23 protein-coding genes and 1 pseudogene are annotated in these 24,319 nt (G+C 73.5%); 6 read left to right on the forward strand and 18 right to left on the reverse strand.

Going from position 1 to position 24,319, the window contains the following annotated elements; translation table 11 throughout:
- Nucleotides 1-41: 41 nt before the first annotated feature.
- On the reverse strand, nt 42-305 hold the full coding sequence (locus tag ACFVS9_RS13000) for a hypothetical protein (RefSeq protein ID WP_389931800.1): 264 nt from the start codon (nt 303-305) through the stop codon (nt 42-44).
- Between the two features lie 78 nt (nt 306-383).
- Entirely contained in the window at nt 384-797 is a 414-nt protein-coding gene (locus ACFVS9_RS13005) for a hypothetical protein (RefSeq protein WP_389931801.1), read from the reverse strand.
- Between the two features lie 10 nt (nt 798-807).
- Between ACFVS9_RS13005 and ACFVS9_RS13010 the strand changes: the two are divergent.
- A pseudogene (locus tag ACFVS9_RS13010) lies at nt 808-1,220 on the forward strand (transposase); the annotation flags it as partial.
- 80 nt (nt 1,221-1,300) lie between these two features.
- Here the strand turns inward: ACFVS9_RS13010 and ACFVS9_RS13015 are convergent.
- The 9 genes from ACFVS9_RS13015 to infC all read right to left on the reverse strand — a co-directional run bounded on the left by ACFVS9_RS13015 (nt 1,301) and on the right by infC (nt 11,146).
- The gene (locus tag ACFVS9_RS13015; protein ID WP_383113362.1) at nt 1,301-1,831 is read right to left on the reverse strand and encodes an NUDIX domain-containing protein; all 531 of its coding nucleotides are present in this window, start codon (nt 1,829-1,831) and stop codon (nt 1,301-1,303) included.
- A gap of 87 nt (nt 1,832-1,918) precedes the next feature.
- Nucleotides 1,919-3,259 carry a transcriptional regulator gene (locus tag ACFVS9_RS13020; RefSeq protein WP_383113363.1) on the reverse strand — a complete coding sequence of 447 codons (1,341 nt, stop codon included), beginning with the start codon at nt 3,257-3,259 and terminating at the stop codon, nt 1,919-1,921.
- 357 nt (nt 3,260-3,616) lie between these two features.
- Nucleotides 3,617-6,127 (reverse strand): phenylalanine--tRNA ligase subunit beta, encoded by a 2,511-nt coding sequence (pheT, locus tag ACFVS9_RS13025; RefSeq protein WP_389931803.1) that lies wholly within the window; start codon nt 6,125-6,127, stop codon nt 3,617-3,619.
- On the reverse strand, nt 6,127-7,254 hold the full coding sequence (gene pheS / locus ACFVS9_RS13030) for a phenylalanine--tRNA ligase subunit alpha (protein WP_383113365.1): 1,128 nt from the start codon (nt 7,252-7,254) through the stop codon (nt 6,127-6,129). Before pheS ends, pheT begins: the two co-directional genes overlap by 1 nt.
- Nucleotides 7,255-7,368: 114 nt before the next feature.
- Entirely contained in the window at nt 7,369-8,523 is a 1,155-nt protein-coding gene (locus ACFVS9_RS13035) for an ATP-binding protein (protein ID WP_389931804.1), read from the reverse strand.
- A 137-nt stretch (nt 8,524-8,660) separates the two neighbouring features.
- Complete coding sequence (locus tag ACFVS9_RS13040; RefSeq protein ID WP_383113367.1) at nt 8,661-9,500, reverse strand: TrmH family RNA methyltransferase; 840 nt, start codon at nt 9,498-9,500, stop codon at nt 8,661-8,663.
- A gap of 170 nt (nt 9,501-9,670) precedes the next feature.
- On the reverse strand, nt 9,671-10,054 hold the full coding sequence (gene rplT / locus ACFVS9_RS13045; protein WP_003970214.1) for a 50S ribosomal protein L20: 384 nt from the start codon (nt 10,052-10,054) through the stop codon (nt 9,671-9,673).
- Between the two features lie 114 nt (nt 10,055-10,168).
- Nucleotides 10,169-10,363, reverse strand: coding sequence for a 50S ribosomal protein L35 (gene rpmI, locus ACFVS9_RS13050; protein WP_099176763.1), 195 nt, complete (start codon nt 10,361-10,363; stop codon nt 10,169-10,171).
- A gap of 120 nt (nt 10,364-10,483) precedes the next feature.
- On the reverse strand, nt 10,484-11,146 hold the full coding sequence (infC, locus tag ACFVS9_RS13055) for a translation initiation factor IF-3 (RefSeq protein ID WP_383113418.1): 663 nt from the start codon (nt 11,144-11,146) through the stop codon (nt 10,484-10,486).
- Between the two features lie 389 nt (nt 11,147-11,535).
- Here infC and ACFVS9_RS13060 point away from each other — a divergent pair, with 389 nt between their 5' ends.
- A complete protein-coding gene (locus ACFVS9_RS13060) occupies nt 11,536-11,901 on the forward strand; it encodes a DUF1844 domain-containing protein (protein WP_383113368.1) in 366 nt (121 codons plus the stop codon).
- Between the two features lie 105 nt (nt 11,902-12,006).
- Here the strand turns inward: ACFVS9_RS13060 and ACFVS9_RS13065 are convergent, their stop codons facing one another.
- Nucleotides 12,007-12,735 (reverse strand): SseB family protein, encoded by a 729-nt coding sequence (locus tag ACFVS9_RS13065; RefSeq protein WP_389931806.1) that lies wholly within the window; start codon nt 12,733-12,735, stop codon nt 12,007-12,009.
- Between the two features lie 86 nt (nt 12,736-12,821).
- Between ACFVS9_RS13065 and ACFVS9_RS13070 the strand changes: the two genes are divergently transcribed.
- Nucleotides 12,822-13,724, forward strand: a complete 903-nt coding sequence (locus ACFVS9_RS13070) for a serine hydrolase (RefSeq protein WP_389931808.1) — start codon at nt 12,822-12,824, stop codon at nt 13,722-13,724.
- 145 nt (nt 13,725-13,869) lie between these two features.
- On the opposite strand, the gene mycP is transcribed toward ACFVS9_RS13070, so the two are convergent.
- On the reverse strand, nt 13,870-15,135 hold the full coding sequence (gene mycP / locus ACFVS9_RS13075; protein ID WP_383113371.1) for a type VII secretion-associated serine protease mycosin: 1,266 nt from the start codon (nt 15,133-15,135) through the stop codon (nt 13,870-13,872).
- Nucleotides 15,132-15,995 carry a hypothetical protein gene (locus ACFVS9_RS13080; protein ID WP_389931809.1) on the reverse strand — a complete coding sequence of 288 codons (864 nt, stop codon included), beginning with the start codon at nt 15,993-15,995 and terminating at the stop codon, nt 15,132-15,134. The genes mycP and ACFVS9_RS13080 overlap by 4 nt, the downstream gene beginning before the upstream one ends.
- Before the next feature lie 693 nt (nt 15,996-16,688).
- Between ACFVS9_RS13080 and ACFVS9_RS13085 the strand changes: the two genes are divergently transcribed.
- Entirely contained in the window at nt 16,689-17,891 is a 1,203-nt protein-coding gene (locus ACFVS9_RS13085) for an amino acid deaminase/aldolase (protein ID WP_383113373.1), read from the forward strand.
- 105 nt (nt 17,892-17,996) lie between these two features.
- Here the strand turns inward: ACFVS9_RS13085 and ACFVS9_RS13090 are convergent, their stop codons facing one another.
- The 3 genes from ACFVS9_RS13090 to ACFVS9_RS13100 are packed head-to-tail and all read right to left on the reverse strand — an operon-like array spanning nt 17,997 to nt 21,529.
- On the reverse strand, nt 17,997-18,788 hold the full coding sequence (locus tag ACFVS9_RS13090) for a 3-oxoacyl-ACP reductase (RefSeq protein WP_389931811.1): 792 nt from the start codon (nt 18,786-18,788) through the stop codon (nt 17,997-17,999).
- A gap of 6 nt (nt 18,789-18,794) precedes the next feature.
- Complete coding sequence (locus ACFVS9_RS13095) at nt 18,795-20,159, reverse strand: aldehyde dehydrogenase family protein (protein WP_389931812.1); 1,365 nt, start codon at nt 20,157-20,159, stop codon at nt 18,795-18,797.
- Between the two features lie 8 nt (nt 20,160-20,167).
- Complete coding sequence (locus ACFVS9_RS13100; protein WP_389931814.1) at nt 20,168-21,529, reverse strand: glutamine synthetase family protein; 1,362 nt, start codon at nt 21,527-21,529, stop codon at nt 20,168-20,170.
- 35 nt (nt 21,530-21,564) lie between these two features.
- Here ACFVS9_RS13100 and ACFVS9_RS13105 point away from each other — a divergent pair, with 35 nt between their 5' ends.
- Together ACFVS9_RS13105 and ACFVS9_RS13110 are read left to right on the forward strand one after the other, a co-directional pair.
- On the forward strand, nt 21,565-22,338 hold the full coding sequence (locus ACFVS9_RS13105; RefSeq protein ID WP_383113377.1) for a FadR/GntR family transcriptional regulator: 774 nt from the start codon (nt 21,565-21,567) through the stop codon (nt 22,336-22,338).
- A 112-nt stretch (nt 22,339-22,450) separates the two neighbouring features.
- Nucleotides 22,451-23,164 (forward strand): gamma-glutamyl-gamma-aminobutyrate hydrolase family protein, encoded by a 714-nt coding sequence (locus tag ACFVS9_RS13110; RefSeq protein WP_383113378.1) that lies wholly within the window; start codon nt 22,451-22,453, stop codon nt 23,162-23,164.
- A 180-nt stretch (nt 23,165-23,344) separates the two neighbouring features.
- Here the strand turns inward: ACFVS9_RS13110 and ACFVS9_RS13115 are convergent, their stop codons facing one another.
- Nucleotides 23,345-24,277, reverse strand: a complete 933-nt coding sequence (locus ACFVS9_RS13115) for a LysR family transcriptional regulator (RefSeq protein WP_383113379.1) — start codon at nt 24,275-24,277, stop codon at nt 23,345-23,347.
- Nucleotides 24,278-24,319: the final 42 nt, after the last annotated feature.

A 24,319-nucleotide genomic window follows, 5' to 3' on the forward strand; every position in this document is an offset into this window, starting at 1 on the left:
GGGCGGGTGAGTCAGCTCCCGCGATCTGGGCACCCGGCTGGTCACGGCTCCAGAGTGGGGCGGTCCTGCCGCACGCTTCCGGACAGCTCGGGGGCGTACAAGGTCGCCAACGGCTCGGGCCCTGAGTAGCGGCGGCAGGAGCACTGCGACCGCTCCTCCGCATTGTCGGAACCCCTGACCTCGGCGTAGCAGACGCCCTCGCGGGCGTCGTGGTAGGCAAGGTGGTGGCGGCAACCGCAGATCGGTTCGGGGCCGTTCTCAGCTCGGCGGCGCCGCTCACCGCGCTCGTACAGGGTCTTCTTCACACGATCGAAGGCCCCACCGACGACATACCCGCCGGCAAGTATCACAAGTGCTATCTCAAAACCCGTCACAGTGTCCCCTCATGCATCGCAGCTGTGCCATCCGCGCTCTTCGCGACCCCAGGCCAGACTCGGTCCTGACCGGACGATCCTCCTCCACCAGCCGCCCAGCGCGTAGCCCTGGGCAATAGCGGTGATCACTCTCACGGTGTCCGGCTGATTGAGATCGGTCAGCACGTCGTCCGCGCCTGCCTCCTCCGGGCGACCACGGTGTCGCGATCGCAGAACGGTGTCTCCGGGCCCCCAGGAGCGGAGCACATCGTCAAGACCGATCCGTGCCGGCTTCCACATGGCGACGGCGCGGGCGTTCCCGGTACTGAGGCCCACCCGGAGTCCGGCCACGGCAAGCGACCTCACGGTGTGATCGGCTCCGGGCAGCGTGTCGCCCGCGCCTTCGGCGCGCTCGCCTGTGCCGGTCATGAGGTGGCGCAGCATGCTTGCGACCGCCCGCCTCCTGGACGGGCTCCCCGTCGAGGTTCTTGGACGCATGCGCACGGACCGGGTGATGCGACGGCGGCCCCCTCACTCGAGGAATACTCCCCGGCCTGTCCCCAGGGCGGCCGCCGAAGCGCGACAGGAAGTTCCGCTTCGCCGGGCCGGAGACCTGGGGCGGTATACGGACGCGGGAACCGTGCAGGTCACGGGCCGTTCGGCACCGCGAAAGCGATGGACTGGGACCGCATCCACCCCGAGCGGACCACGTTCTCGGCCTGGACCGATCACACCGACGAACTCCCGGTCTTCGAAGGCATGCTGATCCGCCTGGAGGTCGACCGCCTGCCAGGCGGTCAAGATCCGCCGCCGGCCTGGCTGTGGTCGTCGGCGGCCGGCCTGTCAGGTGAGGAGGTCGATCTGCGATGCCGCCTCCGGGGCGCGTGGACCGAAACCGGTCCGCCCGCCCCGGAGGCGTGTTCAGCACGCCCCGGAGGCGTGTTCCGTCAGCCCAGCCGCATGTGATGGAGCATCAGCAGCGCGGCCGCCATGTTGGCCGCCGGTATCTCGCCGCGCGCGACCATGTCCGGCACCCGTGCGAGCGGGACCCATTCACGGCGCGAGGACTCGAAGTCGTCCGCCGGGTGGCCGGTGTACGTCGCCTCCCGGGACCAGAAGAGGTGGTGCCGGGCGTCGACCAGCCCGTTGGCCGGTTCCACGGTCATCAGCGGGCGCAGTTCGCCGGGGCGCCAGCCGGTCTCCTCCTCCATCTCCCGCGCCGCGGCGGCGGCGATGTCCTCGCCGTCCTCGACCACGCCCGCGGCGAGTTCCCAGCCCCAGCTGTCGGTGATGAACCGGTGGCGCCACAGGAGCAGGACCTCGTCGGCGTCGTTGACGACGGTGGCCGCGGCGACGGCACGCAGCCGGATGAGGAAGTGGTCGAGATGCCGGCCGTCCGGGAGGACGACATCCGCCAGGTTGACCCGGAACCAGCGATTCTCATACACGGTCTGTTCGTTTAAGTTCGTCCACTGCACGGTTCTGCCACCTTCCGACTGGTTGATGGCAACATCGGAGCAGGCTCCGTCCCGTCGAGGAACGCGCGCGGGCTCCCGGGCCGGAGCTCACAGGGGCACGCGCAGCGCTCCCCCGATGACGTCCGCCGCCGCCTCCGCGTCGGCGCTGCCGCTGGCGGCCAGGTGCTCCCGTACGGACCGCAGACGTTCCCGCAGCCGCTGCGACTCCATGCCGCGGGCCCGTTCCGCCATGTCCGAGGCCGTGCGGGCCGCCCTGTCGGCGTCTCCCTGGAGCAGTTCGAGATGGGTGAGCATGGCGAGCCGGTGCACGGTCCCCCGGTCGTGCGAGGGTGAGCGTACGGCCTCCGTCGCGTGCTCCCTGGCGCCGGTGAGGTCCCCCAGGCACATCAGGGCCTCGGCCACCTGGACGTCGACGAGGCCCGGCTGGACGTATCCGGTCTCCTCCGGTTCCCGTCCGCTCCCGATGCGGCCGGCCTCGGACTCCGCGCTGACGATGCACCGCAGGGCGCCGCGGTGGTCACCGAGCCGGGCGTAGGCCTTGGCCTGCATCGCGTGGAGGTCGGCGGCCAGGGCCGGGCTGATGTGCGGGCCGGCTGCTCTCAGGGCGGCCTCGGCGAAGGCGACGGCCCGGCGGTACTCGGCCAGGTACAGCGACTGGTTCACCAGCAGCGCGATCACGTAGCCGCCGAGGCCTCGGTCCCCGCTGGCCTTGGCCAGGCGCAGGGCCTGGTGGAAGTAGCGCTGGGCCAGTCCGTGGGCGTCGGAGTCGTAGGCGCAGATGCCGGCGACGGCCACCAGCCCGGCGCTCGCGCGGTGGAGCCTCCGGCCCACGGCGTCGCCGTACCCGCCGCGCAGCAGAGGCGCGGTCTCGGCGTTGAGGAAGCCGACGACACGGGGCCTGGTCGCGATGCCGCCGGCCTTCCGGTACATCTGCTCGTAGTGCGCGCGGGCCGCGCGGAGCATCCCTATGTCCGCCGCGCCCACCCGGGACGGCCCGGGGCGGGAGACATCGGTGTCCTCGGGAGGGTTCTCCCACTCCCAGACCGGCATCACGGCGGTGGTGCCGGTGACGGCGGGGGCGGCGGCCAGGTGCGGGCGCTGCTGTTCGTCGGAGCGCCACAGGGCGGTCGCCTGCTCGACGAACCCGGGGAGCCCGCCGCTCCGGTCCGGTGCCCCCATCCCGGGGATCCCCATGCCGATGTCGTCGAGCGTGACGGGCCGGTCGAGCCGGACGGCGAGGACTTCGCAGATCAGGTCCGGTACCTGTCCGCGCGGGCGCTGGCCCTTGAGCCAGCGGGCCACCGCCGTGTGCTCGTAGCGCAGGCTGAGCCCGCGGGCGCGGCCGGCCTGGTTGACGTGGCCGGCGAGCCCGGCGCGGGACACACCTGCCTGGTCGATCAGGGATTCGAGCAGGACGTTGGGCTCCATTGCCCCCCCATGTGCGCGTGCGGTGAGCCTAGTGGAGCACGTTTCACACGGGGTGTGAACGGAATGCCCGAACCGTCCCGCTGTGCACTCTGCCGCGCCGGGGCGCCGCTGGGTTGAATGAGTGCCTCGCAAGAGGCGGCCGGGTCGTCGGCTCCCCCTCGTACAGTCCGACGACCCGCCCCCGCGCCGTCCGTCCCGCCGGCCTGCCCGACACTCCGTGGCCGGACGGGCGGTGCCGGACCGCGCGGCCCGCTGCCCCGACGACAGCGGGGCCGTGTGCGGTCCCGGGGGCCGTCCGGCGAGAGCGGAAGGGGCGTATCCGGTGGCCGGATACGCCCCTTCCCACCTGGTGGGCGGCTACGCGCCGCGCAGCACCGCGCCGGTGCGCTCGGCCGCCAGGGCGACCGCGGCGTCCCGGGCCGCGGAGGCCTCCTCGACGGTCAGCGTGCGGTCCGGGGCCCGGAACCGCAGCGCGTACGCCAGGGACTTGTGGCCCTCACCGATCTGCTCGCCGGTGAAGACGTCGAAGAGCCGGAGCGATTCGAGCAGGGGTCCCGCGCCTTCGCGGAGCGCCTTCTCCACCGCGTCGGCCGGCATGTCCGAGCCGACGACGAGAGCGACGTCCTGGGTCGCCACCGGGAAGGTGGAGATCCGGGGCGCCTGGAGCGCGCCGTCGACGGCCTGCTCCAGGACGTCGAGCTCGACCTCCATGGCACAGGTCCGCTCGGGCAGGTGGAGCTCCTTGACGACGCGCGGGTGCAGTTCGCCCGCGTGCCCGAAGAGGGTCTCCGTGCCGTCGACCGTGACGTAGAGCGCGGCACAGCGGCCGGGGTGCCACGGTGCGTACCGGTCGGCACGGACGGTGACCTCGACGCCCGCCTCACGGGCGAGGGCACGCGCCGCCTCGACGGAGTCCGCCCAGTCGGCGGGACGGCCCCTGCCCCACCAGCCGGCCTGCTCACGGGCGCCCGCCAGCACGACGGCGGCGCGCCGCGGCTGCCGCGGGAGCGCCGCGTCCAGGGCGGCGATCTCCTCGTCGGAGGGACGGCGGTCGACGGGCAGCCGCACGGCCTTCGTCTCCTCGCCGGTCGGCCGGAAGACCAGACCGGTCTCGAAGAGCGCCAGGTCGTGGCTGCCGCGGCCGTCGTTCCGCCGCAGTGTGCCGAGCAGGCCCGGCAGCAGCGTGGTGCGGAGCGAGGGCTCCTCGTCGGAGAGCGGGTTGACGAGGGTGACCGTACGGCGGCGGGCGTCGTCCTTGTCCAGGCCGAGCTGGTCCAGGACGGCGTCGCCGATGAACGGGTAGCTGAGCGCCTCGACGTACCCGGCGCCCGCGAGTGCCCGGCCGATGCGGCGGTGCAGCCGCTGGCGGTCGGTCAGCCCGCGCCCGGAGGGCGGCGTCGGCAGGGTGGAGGGGAGGTTCTCGTACCCCTCCAGCCGGATGACCTCCTCGGCCAGGTCGTTCGGCTCGGCGAGGTCGGGGCGCCAGGACGGCACGGTGACGATGAGCTCGTCCTGGCCGTAGACGTCGCAGCCGACCTGCTGGAGGCGGCGTACGACGGTCTCCCGGCCGTAGGCGACACCGGCGACCCGGTCGGGGTGGTTCGCCGGCATCGCGATGGTGCGGGGTGCCGACGGGGCGGTGATCTCCGTGACGCCGGCCTCGGCCGTGCCGCCCGCGAGGAGGACCAGCAGGTCCACGGTGCGCTGCGCGGCAGCGGCGGCGGCCTGCGGGTCGACGCCGCGCTCGAAGCGCTTGGACGCCTCGGAGGACAGCTTGTGGCGGCGGGCGGTCCGGGCGATCGAGATCGCGTCGAAGTGCGCGGCCTCGATGACGACCTCGGTGGTGCCGGCCTCCTCGGCCGTGTCCGCGATCTCCGTGTCGGCACCGCCCATGACGCCCGCGAGGCCGATCGGCCCGCGGTCGTCGGTGATGACCAGGTCCTGGGCGTCCAGGACCCGCTTGACGCCGTCGAGCGTGGTGAGCTTCTCGCCCTGGGCGGCGCGGCGGACCCCGATCGTCCCGGCGACCCGGGTGCGGTCGTAGGCGTGCAGCGGCTGGCCGAGCTCCAGCATCACGTAGTTGGTGATGTCGACGGCCAGCGAGACCGTGCGCATACCGGCCTTCTGGAGCCTGCGCTGCATCCAGATCGGGGAGCGCGCCTCGGGGCGCAGGCCGGTGACCGTACGCGCGGTGAAGTTGCCGCATCCGATGGGGTCGGACACCTTCACCGGGTAGCCGTGCGCGTTGGGCGGGGGCACGTCCAGGAGCGCCGGGTCGCGCAGGGTCAGGCCATACGCGATGGCGGTCTCACGGGCGACCCCGCGCATCGAGAGGCAGTAGCCGCGGTCCGGCGTGACGGCGATGTCCAGGACCTCGTCGACGAGCTCCAGGAGCTCGATCGCGTCGGTGCCGGGCTCGTACTCGGGCGGCAGCACGATGATGCCGTGCGTGCCGTCGTCGCCCATGCCCAGCTCGTCGGTCGAGCAGATCATGCCGTGCGAGGTCCTGCCGTACGTCTTGCGCGCGGCGATCGCGAAGTCACCGGGCAGCACGGCGCCCGGGAGGACCACGACGACCTTGTCGCCGACGGCGAAGTTACGGGCGCCGCAGACGATCTCCTGCGGTTCACCGGTGCCGTTGGCGGTGCCGACGTCGACGGTGCAGAAGCGGATGGGCTTCTTGAAGCCTTCCAGCTCCTCGATGGTCAGGACCTGTCCGACGACGAGCGGGCCCTTGAGCCCGGTGCCGGTCTGCTCCACGGTCTCGACCTCGAGGCCGACGGAGACGAGCTTGGCCTGTACGTCACGGCCGGTCTCCGTCGCCGGCAGGTCGACGTATTCCCGCAGCCAGGAAAGCGGGACGCGCATCAGATCTCCATCCCGAACGGCCGGGTGAACCGGACGTCGCCCTCGACCATGTCTCGCATGTCCTCCACGTTGTGGCGGAACATCAGCATCCGTTCGATGCCGAACCCGAAGGCGAATCCGCTGTACTTCTCGGGGTCCACCCCGCAGGCGACGAGCACCTTCGGGTTGACCATGCCGCAGCCGCCGAGCTCGATCCAGCCCTCGCTGCCGCAGGTGCGGCAGGGGCGGTCCGGGTTGCCGACGGACTCGCCGCGGCAGACGTAGCAGACCATGTCCATCTCGGCGGACGGCTCGGTGAACGGGAAGTAGTTCGGCCGCAGCCGGGTCTTCATGTCCGCGCCGAAGAGCGCCTGGACCATGTGGTCGAGGGTGCCCTTGAGGTCGGCCATGGTGAGGCCCTCGTCGACGGCGAGCAGCTCGATCTGGTGGAAGACCGGGGTGTGCGTGGCGTCGAGCTCGTCGGTGCGGTAGACCCGGCCGGGGCAGACCACGTAGACGGGGGGCTTGCGGCTGAGCAGCGAACGGGCCTGGACGGGCGAGGTGTGCGTACGCAGCACGACGCCGGACTCGTCGCCCCCGGCACCGTCGGTGCCCCGGACGAAGAAGGTGTCCTGCATCTGCCGCGCCGGGTGGTCCGGCACGAAGTTCAGGGCGTCGAAGTTGAACCACTCCGCCTCGACCTCGGGCCCCTCGGCGACCTCGTAGCCCATGGCGACGAAGACGTCGGCGACGCGCTCCATGATGGTCGTCAGGGGGTGGCGCGCACCGGCGGGGACGCGGTCGTAGGGCAGGGTGACGTCCACCGCCTCCTCGACCAGCACCCGGGCGTCACGCTCGGCCTCCAGCTCGGCCTGGCGGGCGGCCAGCGCCTTGGAGACGGCGCCGCGGGCCTGGCCCACGCGCTTGCCCGCCTCGGCCTTGGCCTGGGGCGGCAGGGCGCCGATCTCGCGGTTGGCGAGCGACAGGGGCGAGGTACCACCGGTGTGCGCGGTCTTCGCCTGGGCGAGCGCGTCGAGGTCACCCGCGGCGGCGAAGGCGGCGAACGCCTCGTCCCGCATGCGCTCGATCTCTTCCGGTTTCAGTGCCTCGACCTCGACTGGGTCGTACGACTTGTTCGGTGCCGACATCTCTTCCCGTGCTTCCGATTGGCTGGTGGCGACCCTGGTTCGACGACTGAGGACGCAAAGGTGCCAAAAGTCGAGTCTACGGGGCCGCCGGGGGCGAAGAAGCCCGTGGGCGGCTCAGGCCAGGTAGGCCGGCGCGCTCACGGGCAGGATAAATCGGAACTCCGCGCCGCCCCCGGGTGCGCGGTCGACCGTGATGGTGCCGCCGTGCGCCTCGACGATGCCCTTGACGATGTACAGGCCAAGGCCGGTCCCGCCGCGTTTGCTGCCCCGCCAGAAGCGGGTGAAGACGCGGGCCATCGACTCCTCGGGGATGCCGGGACCTTCGTCGCTCACTGTGACCGCCGTTCCGTTCTCCGCGCTCTTCGCCGGTGCGGGCGCGGGGGCGATCTCGATGGTGACAGTTCCCTCGCCGTGGCGCACCGCGTTTTCGAGGAGGTTGCCCAGCACCTGGTCGACCTTGTCGGGGTCGGCCCAGAGCGCGGGCAGCGGCTGCCGGGTGTGGACGAGGAAGCGGTCGGGTGCCTGGCCGTTCGCGGTGAGCGCCTGGACGTGGCGTTCGACGGCGGCGGAGATGTCCACGGGCTGGCGGCGCAGCTCCAGGCGGCCCGAGTCGATCCGGGAGATGTCGAGCAGTTCGGCGATGAGCCGGGTGACGCGGTTGGCGTCCGCGTCGACGGTCTCCAGCATCAGCCGCTTCTGGTCGTCGGTGAACCGCTCCCACTTGGCCAGGAGCGTCGCGGTGAAGCCCTTGACCGAGGTCAGCGGCGAGCGCAGTTCGTGGGCGACGGTGGCGATGAGCTCGGCGTGGCTGAGCTCGGTGCGGCGGCGGGCCTCGGTGCCGCGCAGGGATACGACGACCCGGCGGACCGGTCCGGTGGGGCTCTCGCGGACGTACCGTGCGGAGACCAGGACCTCACGGCCGCCGGGGAGCAGCAGGTTGCGCTCGGGCTGGCCGACCCGGGTGGCGAGACCGCCGTAGGGGTCGGTCAGGTCCCACCAGCGGCGTCCCTTGAGGTCCTCCAGGGGCAGTGCCTGGTCCAGGGAGCGGCCGAGCGCGGTGTCGCCGGGTGTGGCGGTGATCCGGGCCGCCGCCGCGTTGAAGCAGATGACCTTGCCGTTCTCGTCGGCGACGACGAGACCGTCGGGCAGGTCGTCGGTGCCGATGCCCGTCGCGGGGTCCCCCACGGCCCGGCTCCCGCCGTTCCCGTCGGGGAGGGCGCGCACGGCGGCCGTGTCTGTCGCCCGCGGCCTGCTCATGCCGACAGCCATCTTCCCGTACCCCACCTCTCGAACCGGTGCAGTGGGCCCCCGAGTTCGTCACCCTACTAGGCACCGGCGGCCGGGCGACACCCTCGGGGCGGGCACCGGCGGGGTGTGGCCCGTATCGATCGGTGGGGGTGCGTGGATCAGCCCGTGCGCCGGGGGCGCTGGGCCCGCGCGGAGGCGTAGAGGCACACGGCGGCGGCGGTGGCGAGGTTGAGGCTCTCGGCCCTGCCGTGGATCGGGACCCGGACCACGGCGTCGGCGAGGGCGCGGGTCTCCTCCGGGAGGCCCCAGGCCTCGTTGCCGAACACCCAGGCGGTGGGCCCGCCCATGGTGCCCGCGTCGAGTTCGTCGTCGAGGTCGTCCTCGCCGGCGCCGTCGGCCGCCAGGATGCGCACCCCGGCGTCGCGGAGCCCCCGCACGGCCTGTTCCACGGGGACCCCGACGGCCACCGGCAGATGGAAGAGCGAGCCGACGGACGCCCGGACCGACTTGGGGTTGTAGAGGTCCACGGAGGCGTCGGTGAGCACGACGGCGTCCGCCCCGGCGGCGTCCGCGCAGCGCAGCACCGTGCCGGCGTTGCCGGGGTCGCGCACGTGGGCGAGGACGGCCACCAGGGTGGGCCGGGCGGCGAGGATGTCCTCGAAGGGCGAGTCCAGGAAGCGGCAGACGCCGATCAGCCCCTGGGGGGTGACGGTCTGCGAGACCTCGGCGAGCACGTCGGCGTCCGCGAGGTGCACGCGGGCGCCGGCGGCGCGGGCCGCGTCGATGATGTCGGCGTACCGGCCGGCCGCCTCGACGGTCGCGAACAGCTCGGTCAGGGTGGGCTCGCCGTCGCCGCCCCGGTGCGCGGCGGCCTCCCGTACGGCCTGCGGCCCCTCGGCGATGAACCTGCGCTCCTTGCCGCGGAAGTTGCGCCTGGCCAGCCGGCGGGCGGCGGCGATTCGCGGCGATCGCGCGGAGATCAGTTCAGGGGTGGCCATGGTCGGCGGCGAGCCTCTCTGCGTAAGTCGGCTTCTCCGCGTACGTCACACCGCGCACGGCTGACTGCGTACGCGGCACGTGGTGCAACGCACCGGACCCGCAGACGGCACACGCCTGCGGGTCCGGCTCAACGCGGTGGAACGGCGGAACGACGGAAGCGCTGCCTGGATCAGGCGGCCTTCGGGGCGTTGACGTCGCTCGGGAGGGCCTTCTGGGCGACCTCGACGAGGGCGGCGAACGCGTTGGCGTCGTTGACCGCGAGCTCGGCCAGGATCTTGCGGTCCACCTCGATGTTGGCGGCCTTCAGACCCTGGATGAGGCGGTTGTACGTCATGCCGTTCTGGCGGGCGGCCGCGTTGATGCGCTGGATCCAGAGCTGACGGAAGTCGCCCTTGCGCTTCTTGCGGTCGTTGTAGTTGTAGACCAGGGAGTGGGTGACCTGCTCCTTGGCCTTGCGGTACAGGCGCGAACGCTGACCGCGGTAACCGCTGGCGGCCTCGAGGATCGCCCGGCGCTTCTTGTGGGCGTTTACTGCCCGCTTGACGCGTGCCACTTTTAACTCCTTGCAGCGGGGTCGGATGGTCGCAGTTCAGACTCACCCGGCCCGGAAACGAATTGGTCCCGGTCGGATCGAGGTCGTGCCCCCGGTTTCACCGGAGGCGACGCCTCACTTGCCGAGAAGCTTCTTGACCTTCTTGGCGTCGGCCGGAGCCACGACGACCGTGCCGGTCAGCGAGCGGGTCTTCTTGGACGACTTGTGCTCGAGCAGGTGGCGCTTGCCGGCCTTCTCGCGCAGCACCTTGCCGGAGCCGGTGATCTTGAAGCGCTTGCTGGCACCGCTGTGCGTCTTGTTCTTCGGCATCGCGCCGTTATCTCCTCGTCAGTGGCGCCCCTCACGGTGCGGGCACCGGACTGCAGGGGCGTCAGATCTTTGGGTGGTTTCCGAGGGACCCGGGGGCGCCTGGATGGCGGCCCCCGGAGGTCACGCCTCGGAAGGTGTCTCGGCCGGAGCCTCGGCCGCTGCGGCCGGGGCCTCAGCGGTGTCACCGCCGGCCTCGGCGTCGGGGGTGTAACCCTGACGCTCGGCCTTGCGGGCGGCCTGGGCCTCGCGGGCTTCGGCCATGGCTTCGGTCTTCTTCTTGTGCGGGCCCAGAACCATGATCATGTTCCGGCCGTCCTGCTTCGGGTTCGACTCGATGAACCCGAGGTCCTCGACGTCCGAAGCGAGACGCTGGAGCAGCCGGAAGCCCAGCTCGGGGCGGGACTGCTCACGACCGCGGAACATGATCGTGATCTTGACCTTGTCCCCCTGCTTGAGGAACCGGACGACGTGACCCTTCTTGGTGTCGTAGTCGTGCGGGTCGATCTTCGGCCGGAGCTTCATTTCCTTGATGACCGTGTGCGCCTGGTTCTTGCGCGCCTCACGGGCCTTCATGGCCGACTCGTACTTGAACTTCCCGTAGTCCATGAGCTTGCACACGGGGGGACGGGCTGTCGCCGCCACCTCGACCAGGTCGAGGTCGTACTCCTGTGCGAGCTCCAGGGCCTTGGCAAGCGGGACAATCCCGACCTGCTCGCCGCTGGGACCGACAAGTCGCACCTCGGGAACGCGAATCCGGTCGTTGATGCGGGGCTCGGCGCTGATGGATCCTCCTCGGTAGCACCACGCGACCGCCTGGCGGACAGCCGCGTAACGTCTTCTTCTGTGAGACCAACCGAGCCGGGAAAGCAGAAATGCCCCGGACGGGACACAGGCGGGGCTCCAGGAACTACCGGAACACCGCCGCGTGCAACCGCGGGGCGCAATCGGGCGGCCCCATCGTCCGTACGGAACGATGGCTGCCACCTGACCGGTGACCCGCCGTCCCGGAGGACGGTCAGGTGGGAGATCGGAGCCTCCACTTGTGGGCCGAGCACATAGATGTCCGGCCGGTCGTTACACAAGGTTAGCAGCTCCCCCGGGGTACGGCGAACCCGCTGTCCGGGCGGCTCCCGCAGGAAGGAGCGGGCCGCGGTGGCCTTATCGTGTGGGTCATGAGCGACACGACCACTCCCAGCACCGAGAACCCCGGCTTCGACGACATGGCCCGCGACATCGCGGAGGTTCCCGCGGTCGAGGTGATCGTGACCGTCGCCGTCAATCTGATGAGCGCGGCAGCCGTGAAGCTCGGCCTGACCGAGGAGGGCGAGCAGCACAAGGACCTCGACGAGGCCCGCAAGCTGGTCCACGCGCTGGCCGGGCTGCTGGACGCGAGCGCCACCGAGATCAGCACGTTCCACGCCTCGCCGCTGCGCGACGGCCTGAAGTCGCTCCAGCTGGCCTTCCGCGAGGCCTCGCTCGTACCGGACGAGCCCGGCCAGGGCCCGGGCGAGAAGTACACCGGACCCGTCTACGGCTGATCTTTCCGGCCGGTCACCCCGGCCGCCCGACGAGCCCGCCCCCTGTCCGCAGGCGGCGGGCTCGCGTGCGTCCGCGGACGGACAGGGGGCGCCCGGCGCCCCGGCTCAGCGGACGAAGAGGGGGGCGCCCGGCGCCTCGGCGTCGGCCGGCAGCAGGGCCAGGTCGATCCCGCGCACCAGCCGGGCGCGCAGCACCTCGCTGGCCGAGAGCGCGTCGGCGACCCGGCGCGCGGCGTCGGCGACCACCGCGTCCGGCGCGAGGACCAGGGCGAGGGTGCCGTCGGCCCGGCCGGGGCCGAGGTGGGCGCGCAGCACCGCCGGCTCGTCCGCGACCGCTTCGCGCACCGCGGAGACGACGGCGGGGTCGTCGAGCGGGTCCGCGCTGGTGCGGTTCTCGGCCAGGGCCAGCAGGGCCGGGCCGGTCAGTTCGAAGGCGACGGGCCCCGCCATGTCGAGCACCACCGTGTCCGCCTTCTCGTGCGCGGCGGCCTGGAGCGCCTGGTGCAGGGGTACGGCGACGGGGCGTGCCTGCGGGTCCCAGCGGGCCAGTGAGGCGGTGGAGGTGAAGGCGGGCAGGGCACGCCGGTCGCCCGCCCGGAGGGTCGGCACGGCCATGTCGCTGGTCTTCTCCCGGCGCAGCCCGTTCTCGTCCTCCTCGACCTCGCCGAGGACGGCGACGACGGGGACGAGCAGCCGGGCGCCGCGGAGGGCGGCGAGGACCGGGCCCACGGCCGTCCGGTCCTCGGCCCAGCCCGCGAGGGCAGCCGTCAGTTCGGGCGAGGCCGTGCCGTCGTCGTCGGAGAAACCGGGGTCCGGGATGTTCTTGAGCGCCACGGGACGAGCGTAGTGGGTCGGCTCTCCCACCTGGGCGACAGGTCGGGCACAGGCTGCTGCCAGCCGCGCCGCCTAGCGTCCGGGCCATGCCCCGTCACAGAACACGCAGGCCCGCGGTGTCCGCCCTCGTGACCGCCGCCGTCCTGCTGGCCGGCTCCGCCGTGGGAGGCGCGTACCTGGTGGGTCGTCCACCGGGTGGGGCGCACCCGGCCGTGTCCGCCGTATCCTCCGCGTCGAGCCCGCCCGCGGTGGCGGGCGGGAGTGAGGAGCCCGAGGTGGATCTCGACGCGGAACTGGCGGGAGCGCTGGCGTCCCTGGCGGACGGCGCCGATGTGTCGGTGGCCGTGCTGGACACGGAGAGCGGCGCGGGTGCCGCGTACGGCGACGGGGCCTACGACTCCGCGAGCATCGTCAAGGTGGACATCCTGGCGGCCCTGCTGCTCCTGGCCCAGGACGAGGGCAGGGAGCTGAGCGGCGCCGAGCAGGCGTACGCGGAGGCCATGATCCGGCGCAGCGACAACGCGTCGGCCACCGCGCTGCTCAGGGTGATCGGCGGCGAGGACGGGCTGGACGCGGCCAACGAGCGGCTGGGTCTGACCGGGACGAAGGCCGCCCACGCGTGGGGGCTGACCCAGACCACGGCGGCGGACCAGGTGCGGCTGCTGGAGGCCGTGACCGGGACGGGTCCGGCGCTCTCGGCGGCCTCTCGCGCGTACGTCACGGAGCTGATGGGCGAGGTGGAGGCGGACCAGCGGTGGGGTGTGTCCGCCGCGGGCACCGGCGCCGTGCTGAAGAACGGCTGGATGCCCCGTACGACGACGGGTCTGTGGGACGTCAACAGCATCGGTCGGGTGGAGAGCGGCGGGCGGACCGTGCTGGTGGCGGTGCTGTCGCGGGGGCACGCGACGAAGGAGGCGGGCATCGCGCTCGTGGAGTCGGCCGCTGAGGCGGCGGTGGGCGTGACCGCGTCGGCGACCGGATCGGGCTGAGGCCCGCGCCGGGCGGGCCGGGCCCCGGGGCCGCCGTTCCGTCGTGGGGCCGGTGTCGTGGGTGCCCGCGTTTCCCGACCCGTGCGACGGGGCCGCGCGGGCCGGGAAACGCGGACCGTCACACGGGTGGGGGCCGGCCGTGCCCTCAGCGGAAGGGGCCCGGGGGGAAGGTGCCGTACCCGTACCCGGGCGCGGCGCCGTTCCTGCCGCCCGTGTTCCGGCCTCCGCTGTTCCTTCCACCGCCGTTCCTGCCGCGCCACAGCACCACGGCCAGGGCGAGGAGTACGGCCCCGAGGCCGCCGGCCGCGGGGGCCAGCCAGCCGGCCGGGTTCCGGTCGTCCTCCTTCGGGTCGGGGCCGGAACCGAAGTACTGCTCGCGGTAGCCGGCTTCGGCGGCCCGCGCGCCCGGACCGTCCGGGCGCAGTTTCGCCCCCGCCTCGATCGCGGCGGCGGGGTCGACCAGGCCGTACCCCCTGGCGTCGTCGCGGCCGGCCGCGGGGGCGTCCCGGGCGGTGTCCGTGAGCAGGGTCTTGATCTGCGCGGGCGAGAGGCCGGGGTGCGCGGCGCGCACGAGGGCGACCGCACCGGAGACGAAGGCCGACGCGGCGGAGGTGCCCCACTCGATGTAGTAGTGCTGGTCGGGGTTGGCGACGACGATGTCGACGCCGGGCGCGCTGACGGTGGCGTACCAGCGGCGGGTGGAGAACGCGGCGTGCGTGCCGTACTTGTCGACGGCCGTGACGGCGATCACACCGGGGTAGGCGGCGGGGTAGGAGGCCCGGTCGCCCTTCTCCCCGCCGTTGCCCGCGGAGGCGACGACGGCGACACCCTTGCCGAGGGCGTACTGCACGGCGGCGTCCTCACCGGGTTCCGGGTGGGCCGACTCGCTGTCGTCGCCGAGGGAGAGGTTGATGACGTCGGCGCCGTGGTCGGCCGCCCAGCGGATGCCGTCGGCGAGCGCGGACCCGCGTGACTCGCGGGCCTTAGTGCGCGACGGGTCGCCGGACTCCAGGATCACCCGCACGGGAAGGATCTTCGCGTCCGGGGCGACACCGAGCACGCCGTCCGCCCGCCCGGGGCCGTTGCCGCGGCCGGCGATGATGCCGGCCATCGCGGTCCCGTGCAGGGCCCAGGCGCGGTCACCGCGGCCGGCCCCGAAGCCGATGAGGTCCTTGCCCGGGAGCACCTGGCCCGCGAGGTCGGGGTGGTCGCCGTCGACCCCGGTGTCCAGGACCGCGACCGTGATGCCCTCGCCCTTGGTGGTCCGCCAGGCCGTGCCGGTGTGCAGGGCTTCGAGGCCCCACTGCTGGTCGCGGATGGCGTCCGCGTGCGCGGGCACGGCGGGCAGCAGCGCGAAGGCGGTGGCCGTGGCCACGGCGGCGAGCGCCCTGAGCCTGCGGGGCCGGGTCATTTCGGCCTCTCCGTGAGGTCGGTGACGGTCCTGCGCAGGGCGCGCTCGATCCGGTCGGCGACGCCCTTCGCCTCGTGGCCGAGCCCCGCCTGGGCGGGGGCCGTCGTGGCACCGTCGGCCATGGCCGCCGCCGCGGGCTGCGGTGCGGCGACCGTACGGCCGTCGGCGAAGCCGGAGACGGAGAACATGACGACGGGCACCTCGGTCAGGACGTGCACCGTCCAGCTGGCGCGCTGCTGTTCGCCGAATCCGGCGGCGACGGTGCCCTCGGCCGGGTAGGTGCGCGGCATCAGGTCGGACCGGGCGGCGAGGCGCTGGGTGGTGAACCGGGTGCTGAGCGCGCTCATCGCCTCGGTGCCCGCCTCGGTGAAGACCATGCCGACGGTGGTGACGCTGCTGCGGGTGGCGTCGGTGTAGGTGGCGCGCACCAGCCGTTCGCAGCCGACCGGGGCGAGCGTCTTGAGCAGGAGCGGGTCCAGACCGGCCGCGCAGCCGCTGTCGCTCGCGACGGCGACCCTGGTCCAGACCCGGTCGGTGGAACCGGGGCCCGCGCCGTCGCCCTTGAGGGTGCGCGGGAAGAGGGTGTCGACGGGTGTGCTGTGCCAGACGGAGCGGCCCACGGTGTACGCGCTGCCGTCGCCGGGCTCCGCGGCGGAGTCGCCGGTGAGCCAGCTGCCGGTGACCGCGCCGCCGATGAGCCCGAGCCCGAGCACGGCGCAGACAGCGGCCGCCACGGTCCTGGAGGGGTTCCGGGCGGTGACGGGGCGCAGCCGGGTGGTGGTCTCGACGGGGGTCTCCGCGTACCCGTAGTACGCGCCGGGCGGGGCCGGGGTGGCGCCGGGGCGCGGGGTGAGGTCCACCGCGCCGACGGGCCTGTACCTGGTGGCGGCGGGCGGTGGCGGCGGGCCGGGGGGCGCCGGCGGCCGGGGCGGCGGACCGGAGTGGGGGGCGGGCGGCGGGCCGGAGTGGGGGGCGGGCGGCGGGCCGGGGTACGCGGGCGGCACGGGACGCAGCCGGGTGGTCGTCTCCACCGGCGGTACGGGCTCGGAACGCGGGCCGGGCGGTGCGGGCTCGGAACGCGGGCCCGGTGGCGTGGGTCCGGAACGCGGGCCGGGCGGGGTGGGCTCCGGGGCCGGGGGCCCGGGCCGGGCGGGCTCCGGACGCACGGCCGGGGGCTCGGGCTCCGGGCGCGGGCCGGACGGCGTTCGCTCCGGACGCGGTACCGAGGACGACGTGGGTCCGGAACGCCGGTCCGAGGATGAAGCGGGTCCTGGACGCGGGGCCGTGGAGGCGGGGCCGCTGCCGGGTATGGGGGGCGGGAAGGCCGGGCGGGGCGGCACTGGAGCGCGCTGCGCTTCGGTACTCATCCGTCCCCCTGGTCCACGTCCCCGCACCGGCCACGGACCGCCGTTCCCACGCGGCCCGTCGGTCGGTCGTGTGACGGTCACTCTACGGGGTGGACGGCATCCCGTGGGAACGGGACGGAGGGTGCGGGACGATCTGCACCGAACGTCCCCTACCCAGCGGTACGGACGGTCTGGCAAGCTTCGGCCATGACTGTCCGCGCCGCTGACCGGAGCCGTTACAACCGGGCCACCGCCCATCTCGACGCCCCGGTGGCCGTCGTCGATCTCGACGCCTTCGACGCCAACGCCGACGACCTGGTGCGCCGGGCGGGCGGGAAGCCGGTCCGGGTGGCGAGCAAGTCGGTGCGCTGCCGCGCCCTGCTGGAACGGGTGCTCGCGCGTCCGGGCTTCGCCGGGATCATGTCGTTCACCCTCGCGGAGTCGCTGTGGCTGGCCCGCGCCGGATTCGACGACGTACTGCTGGCCTATCCGTCGGCCGACCGGTCCGCGTACGCCGAACTGGCCGCCGATCCCAAGCTCGCGGCGGCCGTGACGGTGATGGTGGACGACCAGGCGCAGCTCGAACTCATCGACGCCGCGCGGGCCGGAGGCACCGAGGAGATCCGGGTCTGCCTGGAGCTGGACACCTCGCTGCGGCTGCTCGGCGGCCGGGTCAGGGTCGGCGCGCTGCGTTCCCCGCTCCACTCCCCCGCCCGACTGGCCGATCTGGCGCGTTCGGTGGAACGCAGGCCGGGCTTCCGGCTGGTGGGGCTGATGGCGTACGAGGGCCATGTCGCGGGTGTGGGCGACTCGGTGGCCGGGAGGCCGTTCCGCTCCCGTGCGGTCCGGCTGATGCAGGCCGCGGCCCGCAAGGAGCTGGCGGCCAGGCGCGCGGAGGCCGTGCGGGCGGTCCGCGCGGTGGCACCCGGCCTGGAGTTCGTGAACGGGGGCGGCACGGGCAGCGTGCAGCACACCGCGGCCGAGCCGGCGGTGACCGAGATCGCGGCGGGCTCGGGGCTCTACGTGCCGAGGCTGTTCGACAACTACACCTCGTTCACCGGCCGTCCGGCGGCGCTGTTCGCCCAGCCCGTGGTGCGGCGGCCGGGCGTGGGCGTGGTGACGGTGCTCGGCGGGGGCTATCCGGCGTCCGGGGCGGCGGGAGCGGACCGGCTGCCGGTTCCCTACCTGCCCGAAGGGCTGCGCTACGACCCGCAGGAGGGCCCGGGCGAGGTCCAGACACCGCTGCTCGGCGCCGCCGCGGACGATCTGCTGATCGGTGACAAGGTGTGGTTCCGGCACGCCAAGGCCGGTGAGCTGTGCGAGCGCTTCGACGAGCTGCGGCTGATCGAGGGCGAGCGGATCACCGCCACCGTGCCGACGTACCGCGGCGAGGGCCGCACCTTCCTGTAGGACGCCGCCCAGGGAGCACGCGCCGGCCGGGGTGACCGGCGCGGCGCACCGGTCCTCCCGGCGAGCCGCACCGTGGCACGGGCTCCGGCCCGCCGCGCGGGGGCCTCAGTCGAGCGGCGTCACGTACGCTCCCGAGATCCCGCCGTCGACGAGGAAGTCGGTGGCGTTGACGAACGAGGAGTCGTCGCTCGCCAGGAACGCGACCGCGGCCGCGATCTCCGTCGCCTCGGCGAACCGGCCGAGGGGGATGTGCACGAGCCGGCGGGCGGCCCGCTCCGGGTCCTTGGCGAACAGCTCGCGCAGCAGCGGGGTGTTGACCGGCCCGGGGCACAGGGCGTTGACCCGGATCCCCTCGCGGGCGAACTGCACGCCGAGTTCACGGGAGAGGGCGAGGACGCCGCCCTTGGACGCGGTGTACGAGATCTGGGAGGTCGCCGCGCCCAACCGCGCCACGAAGGAGGCGGTGTTGATGATCGAGCCGCGTCCCTGGCGCCGCATGTAGGGGAGGGCCGCCTTGCAGCAGAGGTACACGGAGGTGAGGTTGACGTCCTGGACGCGTTTCCAGGCCTCCAGCCCGGTGGTGAGGATCGAGTCGTCCTCGGGCGGTGAGATGCCCGCGTTGTTGAAGGCGATGTCGACGGATCCGTAGGTGTCGTGGGCCGTCGCGAAGAGCGCTTCGACCTGGCCGGGGTCGGTGACGTCGACGCGTACGAAGGTGCCGCCCGCCTCCTCGGCTGCGGCCCGGCCCGCGCTCTCGTCGATGTCGCCGCAGACGACGTGGGCCCCCTCGGACGCCAGCCGGCGGGCGGTGGCCAGGCCGATGCCGCTGCCGGCCCCGGTGATGACGGCGGTGCGGCCGGTCAGGCGGCGGCAGATGTTCCCGGTGTCGGTGGTCATGTGTGCTCAGGCCTCCGTGCCGATGAAGACGTTCTTGGTTTCGGTGAAGGCCGCGAGGGCGTCGGGCCCCAGTTCGCGGCCGAGTCCGGACTGTTTGTACCCGCCGAAGGGCGTCCAGTAGCGGACGGCGGAATGGGAGTTGACGGACAGGTTCCCGGCCCTGACCGCCCGGGAGACCCGCAGGGCGCGGCCCACGTCGCGGGTCCAGACCGAGCCGGCCAGGCCGTGTTCGGTGGCGTCGGCCAGCCGCACCGCGTCGTCCTCGTCCTCGAAGGGCAGGACGACGGCGACCGGGCCGAAGACCTCCTCGGTGGCGACGGGGGCGTCGGGGGCGATCCCGGTGAGGACGGTCGGGGGGAACCAGAAGCCGGGGCCGGTGGGCGCGCTGCCCCGGATGCCGTCCGCGCCGTCCGGGACGAATCCGCGGACGCGTTCCAGCTGGGCCAGCGAGATCAGCGGGCCCATCTGCGTCTTCTCGTCCGACGGGTCGCCCACCACGACGGAGGCGACGGCCGGGACGAGGAGTTCCAGGAAGCGGTCGTACACGGACCGCTGGACCAGGACGCGGGTGCGGGCGCAGCAGTCCTGGCCCGCGTTGTCCAGGAACGACATGGGGGCGGCGGCCGCGGCCGCCTCGATGTCGGCGTCGGCGAAGACGATGTTGGGGCTCTTGCCGCCGAGTTCGAGGGTCAGCCGCTTCACGCGGTCCGCGCACCTCGCCATGATCCGCTTGCCGACCCGGGCCGACCCGGTGAAGACGATCTTCGCGACGCCGGGGTGTCGGACCAGGGCGTCGCCCGTCACGTCACCCGCGCCTGGCAGCACCTGGAAGAGGTGCTCGGGGAGGCCGGCCTCGAGGGCGAGCCGGGCCAGGTACTGGGCGGTGAGCGGGGTGGTCTCGGCCGGCTTGAGGAGGACGGCGTTGCCGGCGGCGAGGGCGGGGGCGGTGGCCCAGGCGGCGATCGGCATGGGGAAGTTCCACGGGGCGATGACGCCGACGACGCCGAGCGGTTCGAGGAACGTGACGTCGATCCCGCCCGGTACGGGGATCTGGCGCCCGGTCAGGCGTTCCACTCCCCCGGCGGCGTAGTCCAGCAGGTCGCGTACGTTGGCCGCCTCCCAGCGGGCGTTGCCCAGGGTGTGTCCCGCTTCGGTGACCTCCAGCCGGGCCAGCCGTTCGACGTGCTCGTCGACGAGGACGGCGAAGCGGCGCAGCAGCCGGGCGCGGTCGGCGGGGGCGAGGGCGGCCCAGGTGCGCTGGGCGGCGGTGGCCCGGGTGACGGCCGCGTCGACCTCGGCGGGGGTGGTCGCGGGGACGGTGGCGACGAGTTCCTCGGTCGCCGGGTTCAGGACACGGTGTTCGTGGGTCACGGGGTTCCTCACAGGCGTTCGAAGGAGCGGCGGAGCTCCCAGTCGGTCACCGCCGCGTCGAAGGCGTCCAGTTCGACACGCGCCATGTTGCGGTAGTGCGCGACGACGTCGTCCCCGAAGGCCTCCCTGGCCAGCTCGCTGTTCTCCCAGAGGGCGGCGGCCTCGCGGAGCGTGGCGGGGACCTGTTCGTATCCGGCGGTGTAGGCGTTGCCCTCGCAGGCGTCGGGGAGTTCCAGCTCGTTCTCGATGCCGTGCAGCCCGGCCGCGACGAGGCCGGCGACCGCGAGGTACGGGTTGACGTCGCCGCCGGGCAGCCGGTTCTCGAAGCGTGTCGAGCGGCCGTGTCCGACGACGCGCAGGGCGCAGGTGCGGTTGTCGTGGCCCCAGGCGACGGCGGTCGGGGCGAACGAGCCCGGCTGGAAACGCTTGTAGGAGTTGATGTTCGGGGCGTACAGCAGGGAGAAGTCGCGCAGGGCGGCGAGCTGGCCGGCCAGGAAGTGCCGCATCACCGGGGACATCGTGCCGCCGTCGCCCGCCATGACGCTGTGCCCGCCGGCGTCCTGGAGCGAGAGGTGGATGTGGCAGGAGTTGCCCTCGCGCTCGTTGTACTTGGCCATGAAGGTGAGCGAGACGCCTTCCTGGGCGGCGATCTCCTTGGAACCGGTCTTGTAGACGGCGTGCTGGTCGCAGGTGACGAGGGCCTCGTCGTAGCGGAAGACGATCTCGTGCTGGCCGGGGTTGCACTCGCCCTTGGCGGACTCGACGGTGAGCCCGGCCGCCGCCATCTCGTTGCGGATGCGGCGCAGCAGCGGTTCGACACGGCCGGTGCCCAGGACCGAGTAGTCGATGTTGTACTGGTTGGCCGGGGTGAGGCCGCGGTAGTCGCGGTCCCACGCCTGCTCGTAGGTGTCCTTGAAGACGATGAACTCGAGCTCCGTGCCGACGTGGGCGGTCAGTCCGTGCGCGGCGAGCCGTTCCAGCTGCCGCCGGAGGATCTGGCGGGGCGCGGCGACGACCGGCGAACCGTCGTCCCAGGCGAGGTCGGCCATGACCAGGGCCGTCCCCTCGTGCCAGGGGATCCGGCGCAGGGTCGTCAGGTCGGGACGCATCGCGAAGTCGCCGTAACCGTCGGACCAGGAGGACATCGCGAACCCGTCGACGGTGTTCATGTCCGTGTCGACCGCCAGCAGGTAGTTGCAGCCCTCCGTTCCGTGCTCCAGCACCTCGTCGAGGAAGAAGGACGCCGCGAACCGCTTGCCCTGGAGCCTGCCCTGCATGTCCGGGAAGGCGAGGACCACGGTGTCGATCTCACCGCGCTCCACCAGCACGCGCAGCTCGTCGGTCCCCAGCGGGGGTGTTCGGTCTGCCACGGGAATACTCCTCGTTCGGTCAGCCGGTCTAAGGTATGGGAGAAAACCATTGGGGGGAAGGGGATCAGGACGTGGCGGAGGAGACCGGGGAGAGCGAACCCGCCGGCAGGCTGCTTCCGGCGCTGCGGCCGGTCCGCGCGGGCAACGGCTTCGAGGAGGCGCTGGAGCAGATCCTCCAGGTGGTCCGGCTCGGCCTCGTGCCCGGCGGAGGCCGGCTGCCGGCGGAGCGCGAGCTGGCCGGGCTCCTCGGCATCAGCCGCGTCACGCTGCGCGAGGTGCTGAAGGTGCTCCAGGACCAGGGGCTCGTCGAGGCCAGGCGCGGCCGCTACGGCGGTACGTTCGTCCTGCCCCGCACCGGCCCGGCCGACGGGGACGAGCTGCGCCGCCGGGTGGCGGACGTGGACCTGGAGGACGTCCTGCTGTTCCGCGAGGTCCTGGAGTCGGGGGCGGCCGGGCTCTGCGCGTCGCGCGGCCTCGACGACGAGGGGGCGGAGCGGCTGCGTACGGCTCTGGCGGCGACACACGAGGCACCTCTGCCCGACTACCGCAGGATCGACACCCTTTTCCATCTGACGCTCGCCGAGCTCTCCGGCTCCCCCTCCCTCGCGGAGCGGTACGCGGCCGTACGGGCGGGCGTCAACGACCTCCTGGACTGCATCCCCCTGCTGGTGCGGAACCTCGAACACTCGCAGCACCAGCACACCGCCCTCGTCCGCGCGGTGCTCGACGGCGACGAGGAGGGCGCGCGGGCGGCGATGCGCGAGCACTGCGCGGGGACGGCGGCGCTGCTCCGCGGCTTCCTGGCTTGATCCAGCCCTTCCGGATCACTGCTCTTGCGCGGCGGCCGGGGACGAACAAAGGTATGACGCAACACCATTGCACCGGGCCGGCCCGCAGACCGGCCGCCGGAGGGACCGCACCATGCACGAACCGCTCATCGGCGTCACGACCTATCTGGAGCCGGCGGCTCGCTGGGGCGTCTGGGAACTCCCCGCGGCGGTGCTCCCCTCCGCCTACCCCCAGCTGGTCCAGCGCTCCGGCGGACTGGCCGCCCTGCTGCCCCCGGACGCCCCCGCGAAGGCGGCGGACGTCGTCGCGCGGGTGGACGGTCTCGTGATCGCGGGCGGGGCGGACGTCGATCCCGGACTGTACGGCGCGGAGCGCGACTTCAGGACGGGCCCGCCCGCGCACGAGCGCGACAGCTGGGAGGTGGCCCTGCTGCGCGCGGCAAGGGCCGCCGGAACCCCGGTGCTCGGGATCTGCCGCGGAATGCAGCTGCTCAACGTGGCGCTGGGCGGCACCCTGACCCAGCACCTGGACGGCCACGCGGGCCCGTTCGGGAAGACCGGGGTCCTGGGCGAGCACACGGTGACGCCGGTGCCGGGCACGCTGTACGCCTCGCTCGTGCCCGAGGAGGCGTCCGTACCCACCTACCACCACCAGGCCGTGGACCGGCTCGCCCCGGGTCTGGTGGCCTCCGCGCACGCGGCGGACGGCACCGTGGAGGCGATCGAGCTGCCGGGCGCCCCGTGGGTGCTCGGGGTCCAGTGGCACCCGGAGATGGGCGACGACCTCCGCGTCATGCGGGCCCTGGTGGCGGCGGCCCGTCGCGGGGCGGCCGTACCGTCGGTCTGACACGCGGGGGCCGTCCCCGGCGCGCGGCCGCAACCGTCGGGCCGTCGGGCCGGGGAGGTCGTTCCCCGGGGGCCGGGCCGCCCGGCGGCCCGGCCCCCGAGCGGGACGGCGCCGGTGCCCGAATCGGCGTGCCCCTCCTCGCGAGGCGGGCCCGTCGCGGCGGCGCGGCGGACCCTTCGGTCAGGTGCCCGTCTCCCGGGCGGTCAGGGAGAGCAGGTCGCGGGCGGGGCCCGTGGGCCGGTGCCCGGCGGGCCAGACCGCGCGCAGCTGACGGCGCAGCCGGACGCCCGCGACCGGGACCTTGACCAGGCGCCGCGCCGAGAGCTCCTCGCCCAGCGCCAGTTCGCTCAGGACGCAGGGGCCCGCCCCGCTCTGCGCGGCCCCCTTCACCGCGGTGGTCGAGGAGAGTTCGAGCAGGGGGCGCGCCAGTCCGCCGTGCACGGCCAGCGCGGCGTCCAGGACCTGACGGGTGCCGGAGCCGTGCTCCCGCAGGATCAGCGGCGTCGTGGCCAGCTCCCCCGGCGTCAGCCGTTCCCGGCGGGCCCACGGGTGGGAGGGGGCGACCACGACGACGAGCCGGTCGTGCGCGATGACGGTGCCGTCGAGGCCCTCCGGTATCGAGAGCCCCTCGACGAAACCGAGGTCCGCCTCACCGGCCAGCAGCCGCAGGGCGACCGCCGCGGAGTTCCCCGCGAGCAGCGAGACGGCGGTGCCGGGCCGCTCGGCCCGCAGCGCGATGAGCCAGCCCGGCAGCAGGTACTCCGCGATGGTCATGCTCGCCGCGACCCGCAGCCGGGAGTCCCGGCGGTCCCGCAGCGCCTGGGCTCCCGCGTCGAACGCCTCGGCCGCCTCGACGACCCGGCGCGCCCAGTCGGTGACGAGGGCGCCCGCGTCCGTCAGCCGGGAGCCGCGCGGTGAACGGTCCAGGAGCGCGACACCGAGCTGCCGCTCCATCGACCGGATGCGGCCGGAGGCGGCGGGCTGGCTGATGCCGACGTCCCGGGCCGCCCTGCCGAGGCTGCCGTGCCGTGCGACGGCGAGCAGCAGCACCATGGCCCCCAGGTCGGGGACCCGGTGGGCGAGGGCGGAGGGCGGGGGCGCGGAGCTGGACATAAGCCCAGCCTATGACCTCATAGCCCCGTGCTCCCTGGTGGG

It is taken from the genome of Streptomyces sp. NPDC058008 (genome assembly GCF_042886395.1).
Lineage (GTDB): Bacteria > Actinomycetota > Actinomycetes > Streptomycetales > Streptomycetaceae > Streptomyces.

Excerpts from the sequence above, each read along its gene's own strand:
- ACFVS9_RS13005 (WP_389931801.1), bottom strand. The coding sequence starts at position 797 with ATGCTGCGCCACCTCATGACCGGCACAGGCGAGCGCGCCGAAGGCGCG.
- ACFVS9_RS13020 (WP_383113363.1), bottom strand. The coding sequence starts at position 3,259 with ATGGAGCCCAACGTCCTGCTCGAATCCCTGATCGACCAGGCAGGTGTG.
- pheT (WP_389931803.1), bottom strand. The coding sequence starts at position 6,127 with ATGCGCGTCCCGCTTTCCTGGCTGCGGGAATACGTCGACCTGCCGGCG.
- pheS (WP_383113365.1), bottom strand. The coding sequence starts at position 7,254 with ATGTCGGCACCGAACAAGTCGTACGACCCAGTCGAGGTCGAGGCACTG.
- ACFVS9_RS13035 (WP_389931804.1), bottom strand. The coding sequence starts at position 8,523 with ATGGCTGTCGGCATGAGCAGGCCGCGGGCGACAGACACGGCCGCCGTG.
- ACFVS9_RS13040 (WP_383113367.1), bottom strand. The coding sequence starts at position 9,500 with ATGGCCACCCCTGAACTGATCTCCGCGCGATCGCCGCGAATCGCCGCC.
- rpmI (WP_099176763.1), bottom strand. The coding sequence starts at position 10,363 with ATGCCGAAGAACAAGACGCACAGCGGTGCCAGCAAGCGCTTCAAGATC.
- ACFVS9_RS13060 (WP_383113368.1), top strand. The coding sequence starts at position 11,536 with ATGAGCGACACGACCACTCCCAGCACCGAGAACCCCGGCTTCGACGAC.
- ACFVS9_RS13070 (WP_389931808.1), top strand. The coding sequence starts at position 12,822 with ATGCCCCGTCACAGAACACGCAGGCCCGCGGTGTCCGCCCTCGTGACC.
- mycP (WP_383113371.1), bottom strand. The coding sequence starts at position 15,135 with ATGACCCGGCCCCGCAGGCTCAGGGCGCTCGCCGCCGTGGCCACGGCC.
- ACFVS9_RS13085 (WP_383113373.1), top strand. The coding sequence starts at position 16,689 with ATGACTGTCCGCGCCGCTGACCGGAGCCGTTACAACCGGGCCACCGCC.
- ACFVS9_RS13090 (WP_389931811.1), bottom strand. The coding sequence starts at position 18,788 with ATGACCACCGACACCGGGAACATCTGCCGCCGCCTGACCGGCCGCACC.
- ACFVS9_RS13105 (WP_383113377.1), top strand. The coding sequence starts at position 21,565 with ATGGGAGAAAACCATTGGGGGGAAGGGGATCAGGACGTGGCGGAGGAG.
- ACFVS9_RS13110 (WP_383113378.1), top strand. The coding sequence starts at position 22,451 with ATGCACGAACCGCTCATCGGCGTCACGACCTATCTGGAGCCGGCGGCT.
- ACFVS9_RS13115 (WP_383113379.1), bottom strand. The coding sequence starts at position 24,277 with ATGTCCAGCTCCGCGCCCCCGCCCTCCGCCCTCGCCCACCGGGTCCCC.